Raw genomic sequence first — 19,835 nt, 5'->3', positions numbered from 1 at the left:
ATTGCGGGTTGACCTATTTTTTTGAGGATTATTTTCTAAGGCACTTGCAAATAAACCGGCGGGCATAGAGACCACACTCAGACCTGCCATCAGGTTACAGGATATTTGTATGAATAGAAGCCTTTGCAAATCCCACTATGTCACGCTGAACCCATGACAGTAGTCTGGAAATTAATTACTCACCCCGGATTATACATCACCTGTAACAATTTTATATATTGGTAACAGAGGTATTCAAAATAATATCACACAAATTATGAGCAAGCGCCGCCGACACGTTCCCTTTGATCCCTACTACTTTGAGAAGCAAAAAAAGGAGGGAAAAAGGTTGTCCATACAGGATACCTTCAGCGAAATACATCACAAGAATCATTGGAAAGGGGAGGAATCCCTGTCCGGCGGTGGTTCGAGTCGCGAGCAAACAGACATTCTTATTGCGAAGCTGCCGGAAATTCTTCGGGAATTTAATATTGACTCTATGCTCGACCTGCCGTGTGGCGATTTCAGCTGGATGAAGCATCTGGATTTACCGCCCGAAACATTTTATATAGGGGCGGATATTGTGCCGGAGCTTATCGCTGATAATGAGGAGAAATACGCCGGTGCCCAGCGCCGGTTTACCACGCTGGATATTACCTCAGACCCACTGCCTGAAGTGGACCTCTTGTTCTGCCGCGATTGCCTGGTCCATCTTTCTCTTGCCGATATTCACCGGGCGTTGGCCAATATCCGGTCCCACGAGATTTCCTACCTGTTCACCACCACTTTTCCTCTGTGTGAATCAAATGAAGATATCACGACCGGCGACTGGCGGCCGCTGAACCTGGAGGTCGAACCCTTTAATCTGCCGGAACCTACCCTTGTAATCAGCGAAGAGTGTACGGAGGGGGAGGGTCGCTACCAGGATAAAAGCATGGCGCTGTGGGAGACGTCAAACCTGCCATAAAGTATTAGACAAAAAATTACAGGATATAATATTATTCAGATTGCGCGGGCAATATACTTTGCAAAGAAACCGTCTGGTGAATACGCTGCCTCCTCAATACTGAAATTACACCGCTCGATCATGGGCTCTAAAAGCCAGGTGAATGTCGAGTGTTCCTCGCGAATGTGTTCTTCGATGTCGGCCCGGCCCCCATGTCCACGACCAGCGACTGCCGGGTTAGCCCCATTTCCTTGAGGAGGTTCAACTCGCGGGTGGCCTCGGCGTCCTCTTTCCTGTCATATTTTGTTACATGATCGGCATCGAGATTCTCCCTGCCGGCACTATTCATCTCATCAAGTAGCCAGCCGGGATGTTGCGAAGTAGCATCTTCTCCTGGCATTATCCCACCCCCTGCAATTTCAGTCTCGGTCCCCGATTATCTGAACTAAATAAAATCATACCATGAAATACCGTGTGTTAAGTTTTAAATAAAATCAGGGATAATCTTGGTCAAACCTTATCAGGACCCGCGCATCACCGGCAGGCCAAGAACATGAATGTAACAACAAAATGTACTACAGAAATTTATTAACCCAAAATCACCATGCGAGGGCGAGGAACGCCTGTTAATGTGCAGATTTTGTTTAGGAATAAAATATAAATGGGATTACTACTTGGAAGAGGAAGAAGAAAATCACAGAATACTCCTTTTAAAAGGGAAGCGTTACCGTTCAGATGATGGTCAACGTAACTCACTCGGTGGCATGCCATACTGCTCGCGAAAAGCATGGGTGAGATGTGGAAGTTTCGCCCTGCGCAAGGCTTTATCTGGCTAAATTTCTTAGGTTATGCCTGGAATTTGCAAATAAGCGGACAGAAGGCTTTGAAAAACCAGTCCCGAAGCATCGGGAAATATCAACCCCTGAGCGCATTCAAAACCATCCCGTATAAAGCATAGGTGAGAATGTTGAAGGCACGAAAATGCAGGGATTGGCCAAAAGAACAGTTCTACAAAACTTTCGGATATCATGTTGATTTTGCATAGCGACTTATGGATTATAGATTACAAGATGACTATGAAAAACGGTGGAAGCTGTGATGTTGCGTTTGCCGAAGAATTTTATGAATACTTTTATTGCTTTAGAACGTGATCCCTTAACCACATTCAGGATGAGATCCCGGTTTTCAAAGCTACCTGCAAGCGAAGGGATATTACGGCTAATACCCGTTACTGTTAATGGAATCACCATTCATTCGAGTTGAAGATTATGCGCCATTTATACCTTTACCCTGTCTTTATTTGGTTGGGAGCCGCCGGCCTGTTCACGCTGCCGGCACAGGCCCAAACCGGCAACCCAGTGACCCTCGAGGAGAGCGTAAAAATGGGACTGGAGCACAGCTACCGGTTGCGGGCCGCCGGGGCGGATGCGGAGGGAGCCGAGGCCGCAGTTCGCCAAAGCCGTTCCAGTCGCCTGCCCAGGATCCAGGGTCAGGCCAGCTACATGCGGCTGAGCGACAATATTCCGGAAGTAGATTATGAGATTCCGGGAATGGATACGACGTATACTCTTCTCCCGGTTGAACTGGATCGGTTTCACACAGAGTTGAGCGTCGAACAGCTGCTCTTTGGCGGGGGACGTCTGAACAAGCGGATCGAAGCCGCCGGACACCAGGCCGAGGCGGCGGGACTGATGGAGAAGCAGGAACGGGTGGAAGTGGCGTTTCAGATCCGGGAGGCCTACTGGAATCTGTACCGCGCGCAGGCTGCCCACGAGGTCCTCGAGTCGGCGCTGGAGCGGGTGGATACCCACCTTCGGAATGTGCGAAACCGGGTGGAGGAGGGGGCGGCCCTGCGGACGGAGCTGCTGAATGCGAAAACCCGCCGCGCTGAGGTGCTCCTGGATCAGGTGGAAAGCCGGAGTCGGGTGGAGGTGGCGCGGCTCGAACTGAACCGGTTGCTGGGACTTCCGGAGGATGCACAAACCGAGCCTGCCGCCCCGGATGAACCCGGCGCATCGCCTCCCGGGGGGACGGAGCTGGAGGGGCGTGCTCCCGAACAGCGTCCGGACCTGCAGGCGCTCTCGGAGCGGGTCGGGGCCCGCGAGGCGGAGGTCAGCGCCGTTCAGGGCGAGTGGTTTCCACAGGTCAGCCTTGTGGGTCGGTATGTCTATGCGCGGCCCAACCAGTATTTTTTTGCCGAGCAGGATCAGTTCAGGGGGACCTGGGAGGCGGGGGTCAGGCTGCAGTGGAATATATGGTCTGGGGGACAACGGACCGCGGAGGCCAGCCAGGCTCGGGCACAGCTGCGCAAGGCGGAGGTGCAGCTGGCTGACAGGAGGGAGCAGGCCCGCGTGGAGATTTCGCGGCAGCAACTGGAACTGGAACGGTCCGCGGAGGCAATCGAGGTGGCGGCCAGCAGCGTGGATGCCGCAAAAGAGGCCTTTCGGTCGGCCCGCCGGGAGTATGAGGAGGGCGTAGCGCTGTCGGAGCAGGTGCTGGATGCCGAGCACGCCTACCGGAAGGCACAGGCCCGCCATGCCGAAGCCGTCGCTGACTATGAGATCGCCTATGCTTCGGTGCTGAGTGCAAGGGGGGAAATATGGGGGGAGTAATGGGGGAATCCGGCGCCGAGGTGGTATTTGAGACCCGTGGGTTGACAAAGGTATACGATATGGGCGAAGTACAGGTGCACGCGCTGCGCGGCATCGACCTGGAGCTGTACCGGAGCGAACTGGTGGTGCTTCTGGGGGCTTCCGGCAGCGGCAAATCGACGCTGGTCAATATTCTCGGGGGACTCGATACGGCGACGGATGGAGCGGTTTTTTACCGTGACCGGGATCTTACGAAGGCTTCCGAGCGGGAGCTGACCGACTACCGCCGCCATTATGTGGGTTTTATTTTCCAGTTCTATAACCTGATTCCGAGTCTCACGGCGCTGGAAAATGTGGAGATTGTCACGGAGATTGCAAGTGACCCGATGGACCCGCAGGAGGCGCTCGAACTCGTCAAAATGAGCGACCGGGCCGACCATTTTCCTTCGCAGCTTTCGGGGGGTGAGCAGCAGCGCGTGGCTATTGCCCGCGCCATCGCCAAGCGTCCCGCCGTGCTGCTGTGCGACGAACCTACCGGCGCGCTGGACTCGGAGACCGGGGTTATCGTACTGGAGGCGCTGGACAGGGTGAACCGGGAGCTGGGGACGACCACCGTTATTATTACGCATAATGTCGTACAGGGGGATATGGCCGAGCGCATTATCCGGCTTAAAGATGGACAGATAATAGATATCCGGCAGAATGAAGACAAGAAAGCACCCCGTGAATTGAAATGGTAAACGGGGTAACAATGATTTTTATACCGGGAAACATTTACGAATTGCAACACTCGCAAAACATATTATCAGAAATCCATAATTGTAATTGATGAAGACTATTGACCTCAAAATGATACGCGACCTGTGGAATATGCGCGGGCAGGTCATTGCCATTGCCTTTGTGATCATTGCCGGGGTCTCTGTTTATGTAACCATGTCGAGCGTATCCGACACGCTGCAGGGTACGCTGAAAACCTATTACGGGGAGTACGGTTTTGCCGATGGCTTTGCATCGGTCCGCCGCGCGCCCGAAAGCCTGGGGGACCGGCTCCGCAGGGTTGAGGGGGTCAACCAGGTGGAAACCCGGGTAGCTGCCTCGGTCAACCTGGAAATCCCCGGTTTTGATGAGCCGGCGACCGGACAGATCGTGTCGGTTCCGGAAGGAGACCAGCCCCGCCTGAACCGGCTGTTTATCCGTGAGGGACGATTGGTGGAGTCCGGCCGTGAGGGGGAGGTTGTCCTCAATGAAGTGTTTGCAGAGGCCCACAGCCTGGCGCCCGGGGATGATCTGACGGCCATTATCAACGGGCACCGGCGGTCGCTGACGGTGGTGGGCGTCGCTCTTTCGCCGGAATTTCTCTTTCAGGTGCAGCCGGGCAGCCTTTTCCCGGACCCCCGGCGATACGGGGTCATGTGGATGGGACAGCGGGGCCTGTCTGCGGCCTATGATATGGAAGGGGCGTTCAACGATTTGTCCTTTACCCTCGCCCCCGGCGCCAATATAGACAATGTCACAGACCGCATGGATCTCCTGCTGGATCCCTACGGCGGGGAGGGCGCCTATCCCAGGGAGGATCAGGCGTCGCACAACCTGATCAGCGAGGAGCTCAATCAGCTTGCGGCGATGGCTTTTTTACTTCCCATGATCTTCCTCGGGGTGGCCGCTTTCCTGTTGAATATCGTTGTAAGTCGCCTGATTGCCCTTCAGCGCGAACAGATAGCCATCTTGAAAGCCTTCGGCTACAGTGACTGGGCGGTGGCCATGCACTACGTAAAGCTCGTGGTTATCGTTGCCCTGGTCGGAGTCGTGGTCGGTACCGGACTGGGCATCTGGATGGGCGGAGCGATGGCAGAGATGTACCTGCAGTATTATAAATTTCCCTTTCTCGACTATACCCTGCAGTGGCCGGTGGTGCTGACGGCCATCCTGTTGACGGTCGGGGCCTCGCTCGGGGGCGCGTTGAGGTCTATCCGACGCGCCTTGCGGCTTCCTCCCGCCGAAGCGATGAGGCCCGCACCGCCCCCTTCATACCGCATGACCCTCGTTGAGCGCCTCGGCCTTCAGAAGCTGCTGGATCAGCCCACCCGCATCATCCTGCGGAACCTGGAAAGGCAGTGGGTGAAGTCGGCGTTAACGGTGATCGGGATCGCCAGCTCCTGTGCCATCCTGATCATGGGACTCTTTTGGAGCGATGCCTTTGATTACATCATCCAGGTGCAATACGGCATTGCCCAGCGGGAGGATATCACCGTTACATTCAACGAGCCGACCTCCGCATCCGCCGTGTATGAGATCAGCAGTCTGCCGGGCGTACAGCACGCGGAGCCGTTCCGGTCGGTGCCGGTCCGCCTGAAAAGCGGTCATCGCAGCTACGATACGGGGATTGAAGGCATTCCGCCGGAGCCCTACCTGCGGCGCATTATCAATACGGAGCTGCAGCCCATTGCGATTCCCCGGGAAGGCATCGTGCTAACCCAGAATCTTGCCGGGATCCTGAAGGTCCGTCCCGGCGATAAGGTTACGGTGGAGGTAAAAGAGGGGAGACGGTACGAGCGGGAGGTTCCCGTCGTCAGCCTCGCAGAGCAGTACCTGGGACTGGGGGCCTATATGGATCTGCAGTCAGCCAATCGCCTGGCCGGGGGAGGAAGCGCCATTTCGGGCGCCTTTCTTATGATCGATGAACGGTACGAAGATGAGCTGACGCAAACGCTCCAGGACCGGCCGCGGGTGGCGGGCATCGTAGCGCAGGACCGCGCCATCGAATCGTTTATGGAGACATCCGCCGAAAGCATGCTCGCCATGACGTTCATCCTGAGTCTTTTTGCCGGGGTTATTGCGTTGGGCGTGGTATACAACAGCGTTCGTATTTCCCTTTCGGAGCGGGACCGTGAACTGGCCAGTATGCGTGTGCTGGGCTTTACACGGGGGGAGATCGCCTATATCCTGCTGGGAGAGATGGCCCTGCTGGTGCTGCTCTCCATCCCGATGGGGCTGGGAATAGGGGCCCTCCTCAGCAGGTGGGCCGCCCAGTCGCTGCAAACCGAGATGTACCGGATCCCGGTCATCCTGGGGAGTGATACCTTTGCCCTGGCGGCGGCCATCGTACTCATAGCAGCTATCATATCGGCGCTGCTTATGCGTCGCCGGTTAAACAAACTGGATCTGACAGCCGTTTTAAAAACCAGAGAATAGAGATATAGCCTAATGAAGACACCAACTCGCAAGCAAATCATTCTTATTATCGCAGGCATACTCATCGTTGCAGTCGTCGTGTACGGTTTTTTCCCGGGAGCGGTGACGGTAGAAACGGCGACCGTTCAATCGGATTCGCTGCAGGTGACTGTCGAGGAGGAGGGGAAGACGCAAGTCAAAGAGCATTATACGCTCTCTTCACCCGTAACGGCCTATATCCGCCGCATTGATCTAAATGAGGGAGCGTCGGTAGAGGCGGGCGATCCTGTGGCACAGCTGGAGCCGCCCCGGTCAACGATACTGGATTCGCGCAGCCGGGCGGAAGCCGGGGCCCGGGTGGAAGCCGCCGAGGCTTCGCTCGAAGAAGCCGAGACCCGGGCTGAGCAGGCTGCGAGGGAGCGCGATCGGGTAGCGCGGCTGGCCGAAGGCGGATCGGCTACACAGCGCCAGCTCGAAAATGCGCGCGCGGAGGCCGCCCGGGCCACTTCGGCGCTCAATGCTGCCCGCGCCGATCTGGCGTCCGCCCGCGCTGCTCTCCAGTCCACGGGTAGTGCGTCCGGTTCCCAGTCCGCAGCCTACGTGTTGAGAGCGCCGGTATCGGGAAGCGTGCTCACCATCCACCACAAGAGCGAAGGGCCGGTCAATGCAGGGGAACCGCTTATGGAGATCGGGAATACCGACAGCCTCGAAGTGCGGGTGAATCTGCTCTCGGAGGATGCCGTGCGTATTGCCCGGGGCATGCGGGTTGTCCTTGAGCAGTGGGGCGGCGAAATGCCTCTTGAGGCTTCGGTAACCCGCGTTGAGCGCCAGGGCGAGGTAGAGGTCTCCGCCCTCGGGGTGGAGGAGCAGCGCGTGGAGGTTATTGCCGAACTGGAATCCCCTTCCGAAAAATGGAACAGGCTGGGATCCGGCTACCGCGTGCTGGCGCGGTTCATCATCTGGGAGGGTGAGAATGTGCTGCAGGTACCCACGAGCGCTCTCTTCCGGGTGGAAGAGGGATGGGCAGTTTTTGTCGTTCAGGGTGGCGAGGCTGTCCGCCGAACGGTGGAAGTGGGACGTCAGACCGGGCTGTCCGCCCAGGTGCTCGGAGGGCTGTCGGAAGGAGACGAGGTGATTGTGCATCCGGGTTCCGATATTGAGGAGGGCGTGGAAGTCGAGTCCATCTGACGTAGTGCAGGCCGGATCATAAACCGGCGATCATCGCCTGCGGGAGTTCAACTAAACCGCTTTTTCCCGGGCGCCCACCGATAAGATATAGGCGCCGATGACCAGAAGAACCAGCACCCCGTTGCGCAGAAGCGTGAACTCGAGCCCCGATGCAAAGCCCAGGGCGCCGAAGCACCCGCAGTTTTCCACGCTCATTCCCTGGAGGTAAAAATAGGAAAGCACCGAAGAAAAACCCACCAGCATCAGCAGGGCGCCACCGAGCGCCCATTTGAGATATCGTCCCCAAAGCAGAAACACGGCGATGGCCAGCTCGAGGACGGATGTAACGGTAACGATAAGGCTGCTGTACTCGATCAGCCAGTAAAATTCCGTGGCCAACAGCTCCACCAGGTACTGTGCTTCGGATCCGTTGATGAGTTTGCCGATACCCGACGCCAGGAAAACGAGTCCCAATAAAATTCTGACAGTGGTTAACAGGATGCGCTTGTGTTTGGGCTTCATCATTATATAGTGTTACCTTATGGGATGGTTTTGCAACACGGTCTTTTTTCTCAATTTCGTCGTTACCGGAATTTTAAAACCTCTCATTGGCTTCACTCTCGTTGGCTCCATGTGTTGCGTTTGTAAAATCCCGCTGGCGTTGATCTTCCTCTGGCCTTGATCCTGGGTAAACATCCTTATTTTTAGTTTGCAGAAGCCTTCTATGGAATGAATATCTGCTTTTTAATGTAATAGTTATACTGCACAATATAGAAACAATTTTTATGAATATTTTTATATCCGGCGGAACGGGTTTTATCGGCAGTTACCTGCGCATCATGTTGTTGCAAGAGGGGCATCTGCTGACGGTGGTCACGCGGAGTCCTGATGCGTATGAGAGCGAAACGGCCCGGAACCAGCAGTTTGTCTCCTGGGATGACGACCTGGTTGCGGAGATGGAGCAAGCCGATGCGGTGATTAACCTGGCCGGGTCTTCTATTTTTGGCCAGCGATGGAATGAAGAAGTAAAGGAGCGGATCTATTCCAGCCGCATCGAGAGCACCCGGCAACTGGTCCAGGCGATCAGGGCGGCGGAACATCCGCCGGAAGTGATGGTATCGGCATCCGGGGCCAACTACTACGAGGCCAAAGGAGATGAAGTGCTGGACGAATCCGCCGAGGCCGGCGACAATTTTCTTGCCCGCGTGTGTGTGGACTGGGAAAAGGAAGCCCGGAAGGTTACCGAAGCCGGTGTGCGCCTGGCCATCCCGCGCATCGGCGTGGTATTGCAGGAGGATGGGGGAGCCCTCGACCAGATGCTTACGCCGTTCAAACTGTTTGTAGGGGGACCCATTGGCAGCGGGGACCAGTACTTCCCGTGGATTCATATGCACGACCTGTGCCGCGGACTGCTATTTGCTACCCGGGAGACAAGCCTGAAGGGACCCTTTAACTTGAATGCCCCCAATCCCGTTACGATGCGTACCTTTGCTGATGAGCTGGGGGACCAGCTTGATCGTCCTTCCTTGTTCAGGGTCCCCGAATTTGCGCTTCAGCTCGTAATCGGCGAAGCGGCTACCCTTATCACCGAAAGCTTGCGGATGCAGCCCAAAAAACTGCAGCAGCACGGCTTCGAATTCCAGTATGAACACCTTACCGAAGCGCTGGCCGATATTTTATAGAGGCTTTTTTTTATTCCTCCTCCATATAGGGATACGTCCAATCCTTCGCCGGTACGGTCGTTTCCTTGATCGAGCGGACCGACATCCAGCGCATCAGGTTCGCGGCACTGCCTGCCTTGTCGTTGGTCCCTGATTTTCGCGCTCCCCCGAAAGGCTGCTGGTTGACAATGGCCGCCGTCGGTTTGTCATTGATATAGAAATTGCCGGCCGCCTGCCGCAGGTAGTCCGACATCTTCTTCAGAACATGGCGGTCCCGGGCAAAAATAGCCCCGGTAAGCGCATAGGGAGAGGTGGTATCGCAGAGCTCCAGGGTCTCGTCAAACTGATCATCTTCATAGACATAGACCGTGAGTACCGGACCAAAGATCTCTTCTTCCATGGTTTTGAATTTCGGATCATGGGCCAGCACCAGGGTCGGCTCTACAAAATATCCTTCGGAATCGTCATAATCTCCGCCGAACAGAATCTCCCCGTCATCGGAGTCCCTGACGTAGTCGATGTACGAGGTGATGCTGTCAAACGCCTTCTGGTCAATGACCGCCCCCATAAAATTACTGAAGTCCTCGACGTCGCCGTATTTGACATCCTGAACCTCTTCCAGGAAATCATCCCTGAAGTCCGGCCAGATCGATTCCGGTATATACATCCGCGAGGCCGCCGAACATTTCTGTCCCTGGTATTCATAGGCAGCCCGGATAGCGGCGACTACCAGGGCATCGACATCCGCAGAGCTGTGGGCAAAAATAAAATCTTTCCCGCCCGTTTCCCCGACGATCCGGGGATACGTTTTATACTTTTCGATATTTTCGGCAATGCTTTTCCACAGGTACTGGAAGGTATTCGTAGAGCCGGTAAAGTGCAGCCCGGCGAGGAGCTCACTATCAATAACGGGATCTCCCACATCCGCCCCGCGCCCCGGCAGGAAGTTGATGACGCCGTCCGGCATGCCCGCTTCTTTAAGCACCTTCATGATATAGTAGCTTGAATAGATTGAGGAGGTGGCCGGCTTCCACAGCGACACATTACCGCAGAGGGCCGGAGCCAGGGGCAGGTTGCCGGCAATAGCCGTAAAATTGAACGGGGTTACCGCAAAGATAAAACCTTCGAGGGGACGGTATTCCATGCGATTCCACATGCCGCCGGGCGAGTAGGGCTGTTTTTCATACAGCTCCTGCAGGTAGTAGGCGTTAAACCGCAGGAAATCGGCCAGCTCACCGACCGCCTCAATTTCCGACTGGTGAGGAGTTTTGGACTGTCCCAGCATCGTGGAAGCATTCATTGTATAGCGATAGGGGCCCGTGATGAGATCAGCGGCCTTCAAAAAGATGGAAGCCCGTTCCTCCCACGGCAGGGTAGCCCATTCCCGGCGGGCTTCCTGGGAGGCATCGATAGCCTTCTGTACTTCCTCCTCGCCGCAGAGGTGGACGTCGGCCAGCTTGTGTTGGTGATTGTGAGGCATCACGACATCCTGGAGATTACCGGTGGTGACCTCTTGTCCCCCTATGATAGCGGGGATTTCAATTTCCTGGTTCTTCAGGCGGTCAATCTCCTCACGCAACGCCTTGCGCTCGGGCGTACCGGGAGCATAAGAGTTGTAGGACTCATTCTCGGGTTCGCGTATCTTATAAAATGCGTTAGCCATAATACTTTGTTGCTTTATTTTCGGATTTCCTTGACTGAGAAATATTTATTTTTCAAAATTGTAAGGTATGAAAAATTTTATAGAATTGATTGTATGGCCATTTATCAACTGGAAAGTAATTCAAGAAATGTTTCTGCCTTTTTAGCCGTTTCAAATCCGGATAGAATACAATCAGGCACAGAAACACCGCCTCGGAAATTACCGTCCAGAAAAAGTCCCTCATATTTTTTTTCGATCTCTTCGATCTGCTTTAAATAGTGGTCATATCCTACCACATACTGAGGAATAGTTTGTTTCCAGTAGCGATGATGAGTAAAAACCGGATCGCCTGTAATATCAAGCAATTCACCTATTTCATCCATAATAATAGATTGAAGCTGTTGTTGAGACTTGGAAGCGAGCACGGGATTTCGTGCTCCTCCAATAAAACAAGTCAGCAGTTCATGATTCTCGGGTGCCCTATTTGGGAATAGGGTAGATGAAAAAAGTACACCCAGAGTGCGGCGATGTTCCACTTCGGGAATAAGCATTCCAAAGCCGTCCAATGGATGTTCGATTTGTCCGGACTTGAATCCCAATGCGACTACGCTTAATGGAGCATAGGGAAGATCGTTTAGTTCGTCGGGTATAGATAGGTTGAATATGGTAGAGAGGCTGTGGGCAGGTAGGGTTGAAATGATTGCATCGTGTGTATGATTAAAAGGCATACCCTTAGTGTTACCACCTGCTTTCCAACCGGACTTCTTTTTATTGATAGAGGTTATTTCTGTCTCTGTATCGATGGACCCTGAAATGACTTCGGCCATAGCTTTTGGGAGCGACTGGTTGCCTTCTTTGAAAGAGATGAGCGACCGTTTTATTGATGTCCCCCTCCGTTTTCGTTTGATAAGTCCTTTGAGGAGGCTGCCATGATTCTGCTCCATTTCCCAAAGCGAGGTAAAGGTGTGCTTAACGGATAATTTTTTGGGATCCCCTGCATAGATACCAGAAACAAAAGGATTAATGGCATAATCCAGCGGTTCGGAACCCAGTCTTCGGCTAATAAAAGATGCGATTGACTCGTCCGATTGCTTTTTCTTCGATACAAAGGGTTCTTTAAGAAGTCGAAACTTGGCGTTTAGGGAGAGAAGGTTTGTTTTCAGAAAATCAAAAACAGATAAAGGGAGAGGGAGTGGGCGATTATTTTTAACAACGTAACGCTTTTTAGCAATACCATTTGTTTCTAATATTTTATCATTTAGTTCCAGACTGTCAAGGAGCTCCCATAATTCCGTTGATTTGACCATTAATGTATTGGGACCTTCCTCGACTAACCAATCATCAATGACGGCCGTTTTAATGGCTCCTCCTATTACGGCTTCTTTTTCGTAAACAGTTACATCAATATTCTTTTGTGACAAAGCATAAGCGGTACTAAGTCCCGATATGCCTGCTCCCAAAATACCAATCCTGGATTTTTTTTTAGTCATTGTGTAAGAAAATCTATACTTTCGGCCTTTAAATTAGAATTAATCTAAATTAATGCAGGCCTGTTTTTGTTGATTAGAATCAGGATAAATGTATTAATAATAGGTATTACATATAAATGAACAGTGAAGAACGGATAATGAGTATGATGAATTATTTTTCAACGGCAATATTAGTAGTACTATCTGCAGTTGTGTTAACTACTTGTGGTGAATCAACTGATAGCGACGAGCTGATAGTATATTCGGGACGCAGCCAGGCATTAGTGGATCCCCTGGTGGATGATTTTAAAGAACAGACGGGCATAGATATAAAAGTTCGATACGGCAATGATGCAGAATTGCTTGCAGTAATGAGCGAAGAGGGGGATCAAAGTCCCGCCGATGTCTATTGGGCCAATACTACAGGAGCCCTGGCGAATGCATCTCAGCAGGAAATATTGACAATCTTACCGGATTCACTGATTTCGAAACCAGCAGCATATAGATCTTCTTCCGGCAGGTGGATTCCCGTGACGGTGCGATTCCGAGTATTAGCCTATAATCCTGCAAATGTAGATACATCCGACCTCCCTGAATCGGTGCTTGATTTACCAGAAATGGAAGAGTTCCGGCAGCGTGTTGGATGGACGCCCACCTACTCTAGCTTCTACGATTTCATCACGGCATTACGACTTACTGAGAGTGACGAAGTTGCTATGCATTGGCTCAATAATATGCAATTGCTAGACCCCAAAGCCTACAGCTCAAATACGCCGATGGTACAGGCAATTTTAGCGGGAGAAATTGATATGGGTCTTACCAATCACTATTACGTAATCCAGACAAAGTACGGCGGCAAGGAGGGCTATTTTGAGGATCATGAGCATTATGGTGAAGCCGAACCGGATCCCAATGCCAGTATTGAAACCTATCACTTTGCAAAAGGTGATATTGGAAATCTGGCATTAGTAACGGGAGCGTCTCAACTTCGCACAGCAGATAGTCCGGAGTTAGCACAAAAGTTTTTGAGTTTTTTGCTTTCAAAACAGGCACAGGAATATGCCGCCGAATCGGTTAATGAATATCCGGTAATGGATAATGCGATCCTTCCCGACTACATGCTGGAAGCGGAAGAGGCACTGCAGCTGAGTCCTGATTATGACTTTGAACAGTTACAGCAGCTCGAAGGTACGCTGAATCTTCTTCGCGAGGTTGGAATCATCTAAAATATACTACTTTATAGATTTAATCGGTAATTGTCGTTTTGTGAATTCACGATAGGAAAAACGCTGTATTCATCCTTCATCCAATCACATTTGGAATGTGTTTTTAAAGCCCGGCCATTTGTTCATCCTACTTGCAGACCGTTGTAGAGGTATTATTCTGGGATAATTTATATGCTGCCGATAATCTCGAAATATTTGCCCCAGGAATGTCAACCGATGTTTTATTGGTCATTGTGTAATAAATTCAATACTTTCTGTCACTTAATTAGAATTGATCTAATTAAGTGTAGTGACTCACACAAGAATGTCAGCAGTAAAATATGAATAACAAGTGAATATAGAGGTTTCAAAATCATGGAAAATGTGTTAAAAATTTTGGCAGCAGGAATAGCCGTTTTTTTCTTGAGTTCATGCGGTGAAACAACCGATGATGCGTTGGTTGTATATTCGGGACGAAGCCAGGCATTGGTGGATCCACTGGTAGAAGATTTTAAGGAACAAACGGGTATTAACATTGAGGTGCGCTATGGGAATGATGCCGAACTGCTGGCCGTAATGAGTGAAGAGGGTGATCAGAGTCCCGCCGATATCTACTGGGCAAACACCACCGGCGCTCTGGCGAATGCATCGCAAGAAGGCAAGCTCGTGGCACTGCCCGATTCATTAACGTCCAAGCCTGCATCGTATACCTCTTCCTCAGGTGAATGGGTGCCCGTAACCGTTCGTTTCCGAACACTTGCGTACAATCCCGATGAAGTTGAGGAGGCGGATCTCCCCGAATCAGTTATGGATATTCCATCGCAGGACCAGTTTGACGGAAGGATAGGATGGACGCCTACTTATTCCAGCTTTTATGATTTTATGACCAGCATGCGTCTTATTGAAGGAGATGAGATGGCAATGGAATGGCTGGAAGGCATGGAAGTATTAAATCCCAAGTCATACAGCTCAAACACACCGATGCTGCAGGCACTTGCGGGAGGTGAAATTGATATTGCGCTGACCAACCATTACTACATCTTGCGCATTAAGCATGGATCAGGTCAACAGTCTTCCTCCGATACCGATTCAGACTCTGATTCCGATTCAGATTCTGATACATCCATGGGGGGAGAACTGGATTCTGATGCTGCGATAGAAATGTATCAATTTGCAGAAGGAGATGTCGGTAACCTGGCCATGGTTACGGGTGCGGCACAGTTGGCAACTTCGGAAAATGCAGCGGAAGCTCAGCAGTTTTTGAGTTTCCTCTTGTCGCAACAAGCACAAACATTTGCAGCAGAATCGGTGCACGAATATCCCGTAATTCGGGATGTGGAACTGCCGGACTATATGCTCGGAGTCGAAAAAGCATTCAATCTTAGTCCGGAGTATGATTACGAACAGCTCAAGCAGCTGGAAAGCACATTAAATATGTTGCGTGAAGCTGGATTGATCTAGCAGTTCTGTTTTTTTTATTCTTATATGGCCATGGACCTCCGGTTCATGGCCTTTTTTAGTTTACAAGTGACATAATGCCGGACTGGAGGGAGCAATACACGTTGATATCTCATTTTCTTATGAGGATAGGAGCGTATATCTTGCGGAAGGCATGCACTGAATTGAAGCTGATATATCTGAGAATTTAATTCATTGGTATAATTCTTAAGCGTTCTGAAGCGGGGCAACAAAAAGAGGTGTCACGGTGAGGGGTTAACTTAAATCTACCTAAAGTTGAACACCCACCGATAAATAGAAATTACGAATTTTGGCTGGTATTATGCCCGGTCCGGGATAGCCGGTAGCCCGACGTGTAAAATATTTTTCATCCATCAGATTGTTGACCCCGCCCTCGAACGTAAAGCGGGTGTAGGTATATTTTGCCGATAAATCCATCACGTTGTAAGAGGGGATAATACCTTCGATGGCCGTAGGTGTGCGAATAGCGTTGGAAGCATCAGTAAAGTGTTCAGCCACATAGGAAAACTGGTACGAGGCTTCGAAGCCATTCTGCGAGAATGTAAGTCCCGTTTTAAAATTCAGGGGCGGTACCAGTTCCACATCATTTCCCTCAATGCCGGGTTCATCAGAATTGGTGTAGGTTGCTTCAATGAGGGCTAAATTTGTAAACAGTGAAAGTCTTGCATCAATAGTTGAATTAAAAAGTTTGAGGAGATCGACTTCTGCGAAAGATTCGAGTCCGTAAATATTGGCATCTGCGATGTTGGTACGAAAGCGGAAAATGCGATCAACCAAGCCATTGAATTTGAGATTGGGTTCGGTTCGCAGTACGGCTCCAATCCGATCTTCATAGGAGAGATGAAAGGCGGTGACATCATACTGAAAAAAGTGATCAACTTGTCCACGAATACCCAGATCGGCATTAAAACCGCGCTCATCCTGTATATTGGGATCAACTTCAAGGTTGCCTACATCTACGCGGATATCGTTGAAATTTATCGCCCGATAATTCTGTGAAAAGTTTCCATAAATTTCGAGATCATCGTTTAGACGATAGCTTGACCCGATGCCAAACAGTACAAATGACCGGTCCCGGCTGCGATCTTCGGTAATTCGTTCATCTTCGAGTATATTGCCGGCCAGATCAAGGACAATGTTGCGATAATATCCTTCGGCCTCGGTATTGATATATTCGATTCGGAAACCCGGGGTGATGCTGAATCTTGGTGTAATATTGAAAATATTTTCTACAAAAAAGGACCGGTTTTGGCTGGGCAAATCAAAGTCTGATCCCTTTAGATTATCCGGATTTAAATATCGAAAATCGGAATCGCTGCCGTTAGAGCCCTTTCCCTGTCGGCGATGAGTATAGCCGTTGTAAAAGCGAGTGCCAGCGAGGAAAACAGAGATCCCGTCAAGAAAGTCGTAGCGATGAATGAGCCGGGTTTCATTGCCCCAGTTCAGAAAGTCATCCTTGAGCAGGTCACGTTCTCCACCTTGATCCAGCCGATCAATACGTTGCAGGTTTCCAAGGGCATCACGTCCCGCCGCTAATCCAAAAAAGCGACTATTAATTCGTGTCTTGCTATTGAAAGTATAGTCGGCGTCCAGAGCAAATAGGTTCCAGTTGACCTTGAACCAGTTTCGTTCACGATTGGATTGGGTGGGATCGTCGCGAAATTGGGCATCCGTTAATCCACCCGGTTGTTGGGCCAGGTAGTACATGCGGGTGTATTCGGGTGTGAGCATCAACTTTGAGCTGGCCTCAATATCGAAAGAAGCGTAGGACGTATGTTGATCTACCTGTGAGTTGGGACGCCAGCCGTTGCTGGTTTTATACTGATAAAATCCATAATAGCTCACATCGCCTACTGTACCGCCTACATTATTGAAGGAGTTGAATAATCCAAACGAACCGTATGATTGATTGGTGTTCAGTTGGAAGGGAGTGTCTTCGGGAGCATCCTTAAATTCAAAATTCAGCATTCCGCCAAACTGCGTGCCATATTGCAAAGAAGCAGCACCGCGAATAATTTCGATTCTTTTGAGAGCCTGCACGGGAGGCGTATAATAGCTTTCGGGATAACCCAGTGCATCGGCGGCGATATCATAGCCGTTTTGACGCGTGTTGAAATTGGAATTTCGTTTCGGGCTCAAACCGCGACCGCCTACGCTCGTTTGAATACCGGCATCTCCGCTTTGCCAGATATTGAGGCCCGGTACCTTTGCATACACTTGACGGCTGTTGTTAGCGGCCTTGTTTACGACCATCTCATCCAGTAAAAGCACTTCATTTTTTTTACTCTCGTTGATCGTGACTCCTTCAACCGATTCGAGACGTGTTATGTCACTGTTTTGTTCGGTCTGACCACCTACAACGACCTCATCCATGGTTGTTTCGAAGCCCAGAAGCTGGATATCCTGTTTGATATTACTATCAGTTACCGATATCCGCTTGGTTTGCGTTTGTTTTCCGGGAAAGTAGGCAATCAACCGGTAGTCGGCAGGAGCCACTTCAGAAATCAGATATTGCCCTTTTGAATCGGTCACGGTTTTGGCCTCATATTCTATGGGCTTTGTTCCCGAGGACATGCTATCACTTTCAGCAAGGTAGATATTTACATCAGAAATGGGCTGCTCATTATTATCGGTAATTGTTCCTGAAATATTATATCGTTGGGCGTGAGTGGGGGATACGAAACCTACAATCAAAAGCAGTAATAAGGTAAGCAGTGGGTATCTCATTCTTGCTGTGTGCTAAACCAAGTCGGTTGATTTTCATTCAAGGGAAGAATCCATTCTTTGTGAGTAAGTCCACGTTCTTGCTCTGTGAGATCTACAGTGGGATCGATGATGGGCTGGCTGCGACGACCGTTTAGTGTTACCTTCGATTCTACCGTAACTTCCACATCTCCGGAGAAGGTTTCCTGATATTCATCTTCGAGGTAATGAGCAAACTGCAAGATCATGTCCGGCCGTGTGGACATCTCCTTTTCTTGTTCCGGGGTGAGGTGATCCCAGTTCCTGGCCTGCCATTCATTTCCTGTTTCAGGATTTCGGAGATTAAAGGTGATATAACCCGCTTTTTCCGTCAGCATTACGCGCCAGGAAAAGCGGAACCCCTCTTGAGTCCAAAAAAGGTTACCGGGATATAGCATAAATCGAAGCGGAAGTAAAAGTTGAAGTACAAAATGAATGACGATAATACTACCAATGACAGAACTGCCGTTTCTGCTAAGCTGGAATTCTTTTTCCTGAACAGGTTTCGGCTCCAGTAGGGAAAAGGGGAGATATTTTTTTAACCCGGATATGAAATGAATAATTTTTTTGTGGAATTCGGCCGGAAAGAATATGAGAGTACATAAAATCATAATGAACGGAAACATCCCGATCTGAAACAAAAACCAGGTAAACATATGGAAGCCGATGACGGCGATATATGCCAGGATTCTTGTCCGTTTCCAGAGCAGAAAAAAGGCAATGGTGAGGTCGTAAAAGGCACCTGCCCAGCTAAATATGTAGGCACTGGCCGTATATTCCAGCAGAGGACCAACAATCGGAAGGTCGGAATTGGCAGGCAGCCAGATGCGAAGCGGCATGGCGTTGAGAAGCCAGTCGGGATTGAGTTTGGCGACCCCGGCAAAAAAGTACACGATGCCCAGTTGCAATTTAAAGATATTGATCGTCCATGCGGGCACATATTCTTTGCGTATTGATGGTTTGCGAAGGGCATCCAAAGAAAAACTGCAATGTGCGGGAACAAACATCAGTAGGAAGCTGATGATGCTTACAAAATAGTAGTGGTTCAGATAGTTGGTTTTGTCGATGAGTTCGACGTAGGTAAAGGTCAGGAAAAAGAGGATGATACCAATGCGATAATAATAGCCCAGCATGATGGAGCCGGCAGCGAGGCCCATCACCAAAAAAAGCAGATACATGCCGACTTCACCAGGTGGCGTCACCCAGTCGAAGCCGTAGTAGGTGAAAAAAAAGTCGGGTTTTACATAGAGATCATAGATCCAGCCGTTGGCGGAAAAACGGATTATGCTGACCAGCATGATAAATCCGAAAAGGAATCGGAATACCGCCATCGGGGCTATGGATACCCGACTTGTGATATGCTTTTTGATCGCCTCTGGTATCATGCGCTATTAATCACCGTCGTTGTCGCTATAAGTTATTTGAATACCCAGTGTTGAAGTCATATCGACTTTCAGCAATGAAACGATGGCATGAAGTTTTTCAAAAGAAGTTAACACCGGATCATTATTATCTTCGATTTGTTGCGAAAGTGGATCACTGAGTTGCTCCAGGGCGGATTGAGCTTCGTCAATGTGGGTCTGTATTTCATCCGAAAGGTCACCGGCATCGAGTGCTTCAAGGTTATCATCTAACCCTTTGCCACCGGCCCCGTTTAAAATCTGCTCAATTTGATTTAGGTTTGCAATCGCCAGTTCCACTGAGTATCCACCATAATAGGCTTCGACGGCTTTTGGACGTGGATTGCCAGCGCTTTTAATACCGGATGGTATGCCTATTTTTC

14 protein-coding genes are annotated in these 19,835 nt (G+C 50.6%); 8 read left to right on the top strand and 6 right to left on the bottom strand.

The features are described 5' to 3' along the window. The first annotated feature begins 256 nt into the window (after window positions 1–256). The 5 genes from ACESLU_RS03810 to ACESLU_RS03790 all read left to right on the top strand — a co-directional run bounded on the left by ACESLU_RS03810 (window position 257) and on the right by ACESLU_RS03790 (window position 7,875). Window positions 257–946 carry a class I SAM-dependent methyltransferase gene (locus ACESLU_RS03810; RefSeq protein WP_372635363.1) on the top strand — a complete coding sequence of 230 codons (690 nt, stop codon included), beginning with the start codon at window positions 257–259 and terminating at the stop codon, window positions 944–946. Window positions 947–2,193: 1,247 nt separating this feature from the next. Then, window positions 2,194–3,537 (top strand): TolC family protein, encoded by a 1,344-nt coding sequence (locus ACESLU_RS03805; protein WP_372635360.1) that lies wholly within the window; start codon window positions 2,194–2,196, stop codon window positions 3,535–3,537. Beyond that, window positions 3,525–4,256 carry an ABC transporter ATP-binding protein gene (locus ACESLU_RS03800; RefSeq protein WP_372635356.1) on the top strand — a complete coding sequence of 244 codons (732 nt, stop codon included), beginning with the start codon at window positions 3,525–3,527 and terminating at the stop codon, window positions 4,254–4,256. The genes ACESLU_RS03805 and ACESLU_RS03800 overlap by 13 nt, the downstream gene beginning before the upstream one ends. An 88-nt stretch (window positions 4,257–4,344) precedes the next feature. Next, on the top strand, window positions 4,345–6,708 hold the full coding sequence (locus ACESLU_RS03795) for an ABC transporter permease (protein ID WP_372635353.1): 2,364 nt from the start codon (window positions 4,345–4,347) through the stop codon (window positions 6,706–6,708). Window positions 6,709–6,720: 12 nt separating this feature from the next. Continuing rightward, the gene (locus ACESLU_RS03790; RefSeq protein WP_372635351.1) at window positions 6,721–7,875 is read left to right on the top strand and encodes an efflux RND transporter periplasmic adaptor subunit; all 1,155 of its coding nucleotides are present in this window, start codon (window positions 6,721–6,723) and stop codon (window positions 7,873–7,875) included. A gap of 51 nt (window positions 7,876–7,926) precedes the next feature. Here the strand turns inward: ACESLU_RS03790 and ACESLU_RS03785 are convergent, their stop codons facing one another. Continuing rightward, window positions 7,927–8,379: a MauE/DoxX family redox-associated membrane protein gene (locus ACESLU_RS03785; protein ID WP_372635348.1), complete on the bottom strand. Its 453-nt coding sequence runs from the start codon at window positions 8,377–8,379 to the stop codon at window positions 7,927–7,929. 260 nt (window positions 8,380–8,639) lie between these two features. Between ACESLU_RS03785 and ACESLU_RS03780 the strand changes: the two genes are divergently transcribed. Beyond that, window positions 8,640–9,536, top strand: coding sequence for a TIGR01777 family oxidoreductase (locus tag ACESLU_RS03780; protein WP_372635345.1), 897 nt, complete (start codon window positions 8,640–8,642; stop codon window positions 9,534–9,536). A 10-nt stretch (window positions 9,537–9,546) separates the two neighbouring features. On the opposite strand, the gene pruA is transcribed toward ACESLU_RS03780, so the two are convergent. Next, complete coding sequence (pruA, locus tag ACESLU_RS03775; protein ID WP_372635342.1) at window positions 9,547–11,178, bottom strand: L-glutamate gamma-semialdehyde dehydrogenase; 1,632 nt, start codon at window positions 11,176–11,178, stop codon at window positions 9,547–9,549. A 104-nt stretch (window positions 11,179–11,282) separates the two neighbouring features. Beyond that, a complete protein-coding gene (gene hemG / locus ACESLU_RS03770) occupies window positions 11,283–12,647 on the bottom strand; it encodes a protoporphyrinogen oxidase (protein ID WP_372635339.1) in 1,365 nt (454 codons plus the stop codon). A 116-nt stretch (window positions 12,648–12,763) separates the two neighbouring features. On the opposite strand from hemG, the gene ACESLU_RS03765 reads away from it, so the two are divergent. Both ACESLU_RS03765 and ACESLU_RS03760 read left to right on the top strand, forming a co-directional pair. After that, the gene (locus tag ACESLU_RS03765) at window positions 12,764–13,852 is read left to right on the top strand and encodes an extracellular solute-binding protein (RefSeq protein WP_372635336.1); all 1,089 of its coding nucleotides are present in this window, start codon (window positions 12,764–12,766) and stop codon (window positions 13,850–13,852) included. A gap of 375 nt (window positions 13,853–14,227) precedes the next feature. Beyond that, a complete protein-coding gene (locus ACESLU_RS03760) occupies window positions 14,228–15,292 on the top strand; it encodes an extracellular solute-binding protein (protein WP_372635333.1) in 1,065 nt (354 codons plus the stop codon). Between the two features lie 267 nt (window positions 15,293–15,559). Here the strand turns inward: ACESLU_RS03760 and ACESLU_RS03755 are convergent, their stop codons facing one another. From ACESLU_RS03755 to ACESLU_RS03745, 3 genes are all read right to left on the bottom strand, one after another. Next, window positions 15,560–18,037, bottom strand: a complete 2,478-nt coding sequence (locus ACESLU_RS03755) for a TonB-dependent receptor domain-containing protein (protein WP_372635330.1) — start codon at window positions 18,035–18,037, stop codon at window positions 15,560–15,562. After that, window positions 18,034–19,383: an HTTM domain-containing protein gene (locus ACESLU_RS03750; RefSeq protein WP_372635366.1), complete on the bottom strand. Its 1,350-nt coding sequence runs from the start codon at window positions 19,381–19,383 to the stop codon at window positions 18,034–18,036. Before ACESLU_RS03750 ends, ACESLU_RS03755 begins: the two co-directional genes overlap by 4 nt. Before the next feature lie 60 nt (window positions 19,384–19,443). Continuing rightward, the coding region (locus tag ACESLU_RS03745) for an imelysin family protein (protein ID WP_372635327.1) at window positions 19,444–19,835 on the bottom strand (392 nt) is incomplete at its 5' end.

This window comes from Fodinibius sp. (assembly GCF_041642155.1).
In the GTDB taxonomy this organism is placed as follows: domain Bacteria; phylum Bacteroidota; class Rhodothermia; order Balneolales; family Balneolaceae; genus Fodinibius.
The sequence above is the reverse complement of the archived record's forward strand: the minus strand, read 5'-3'. Positions and strand labels throughout refer to the sequence as shown.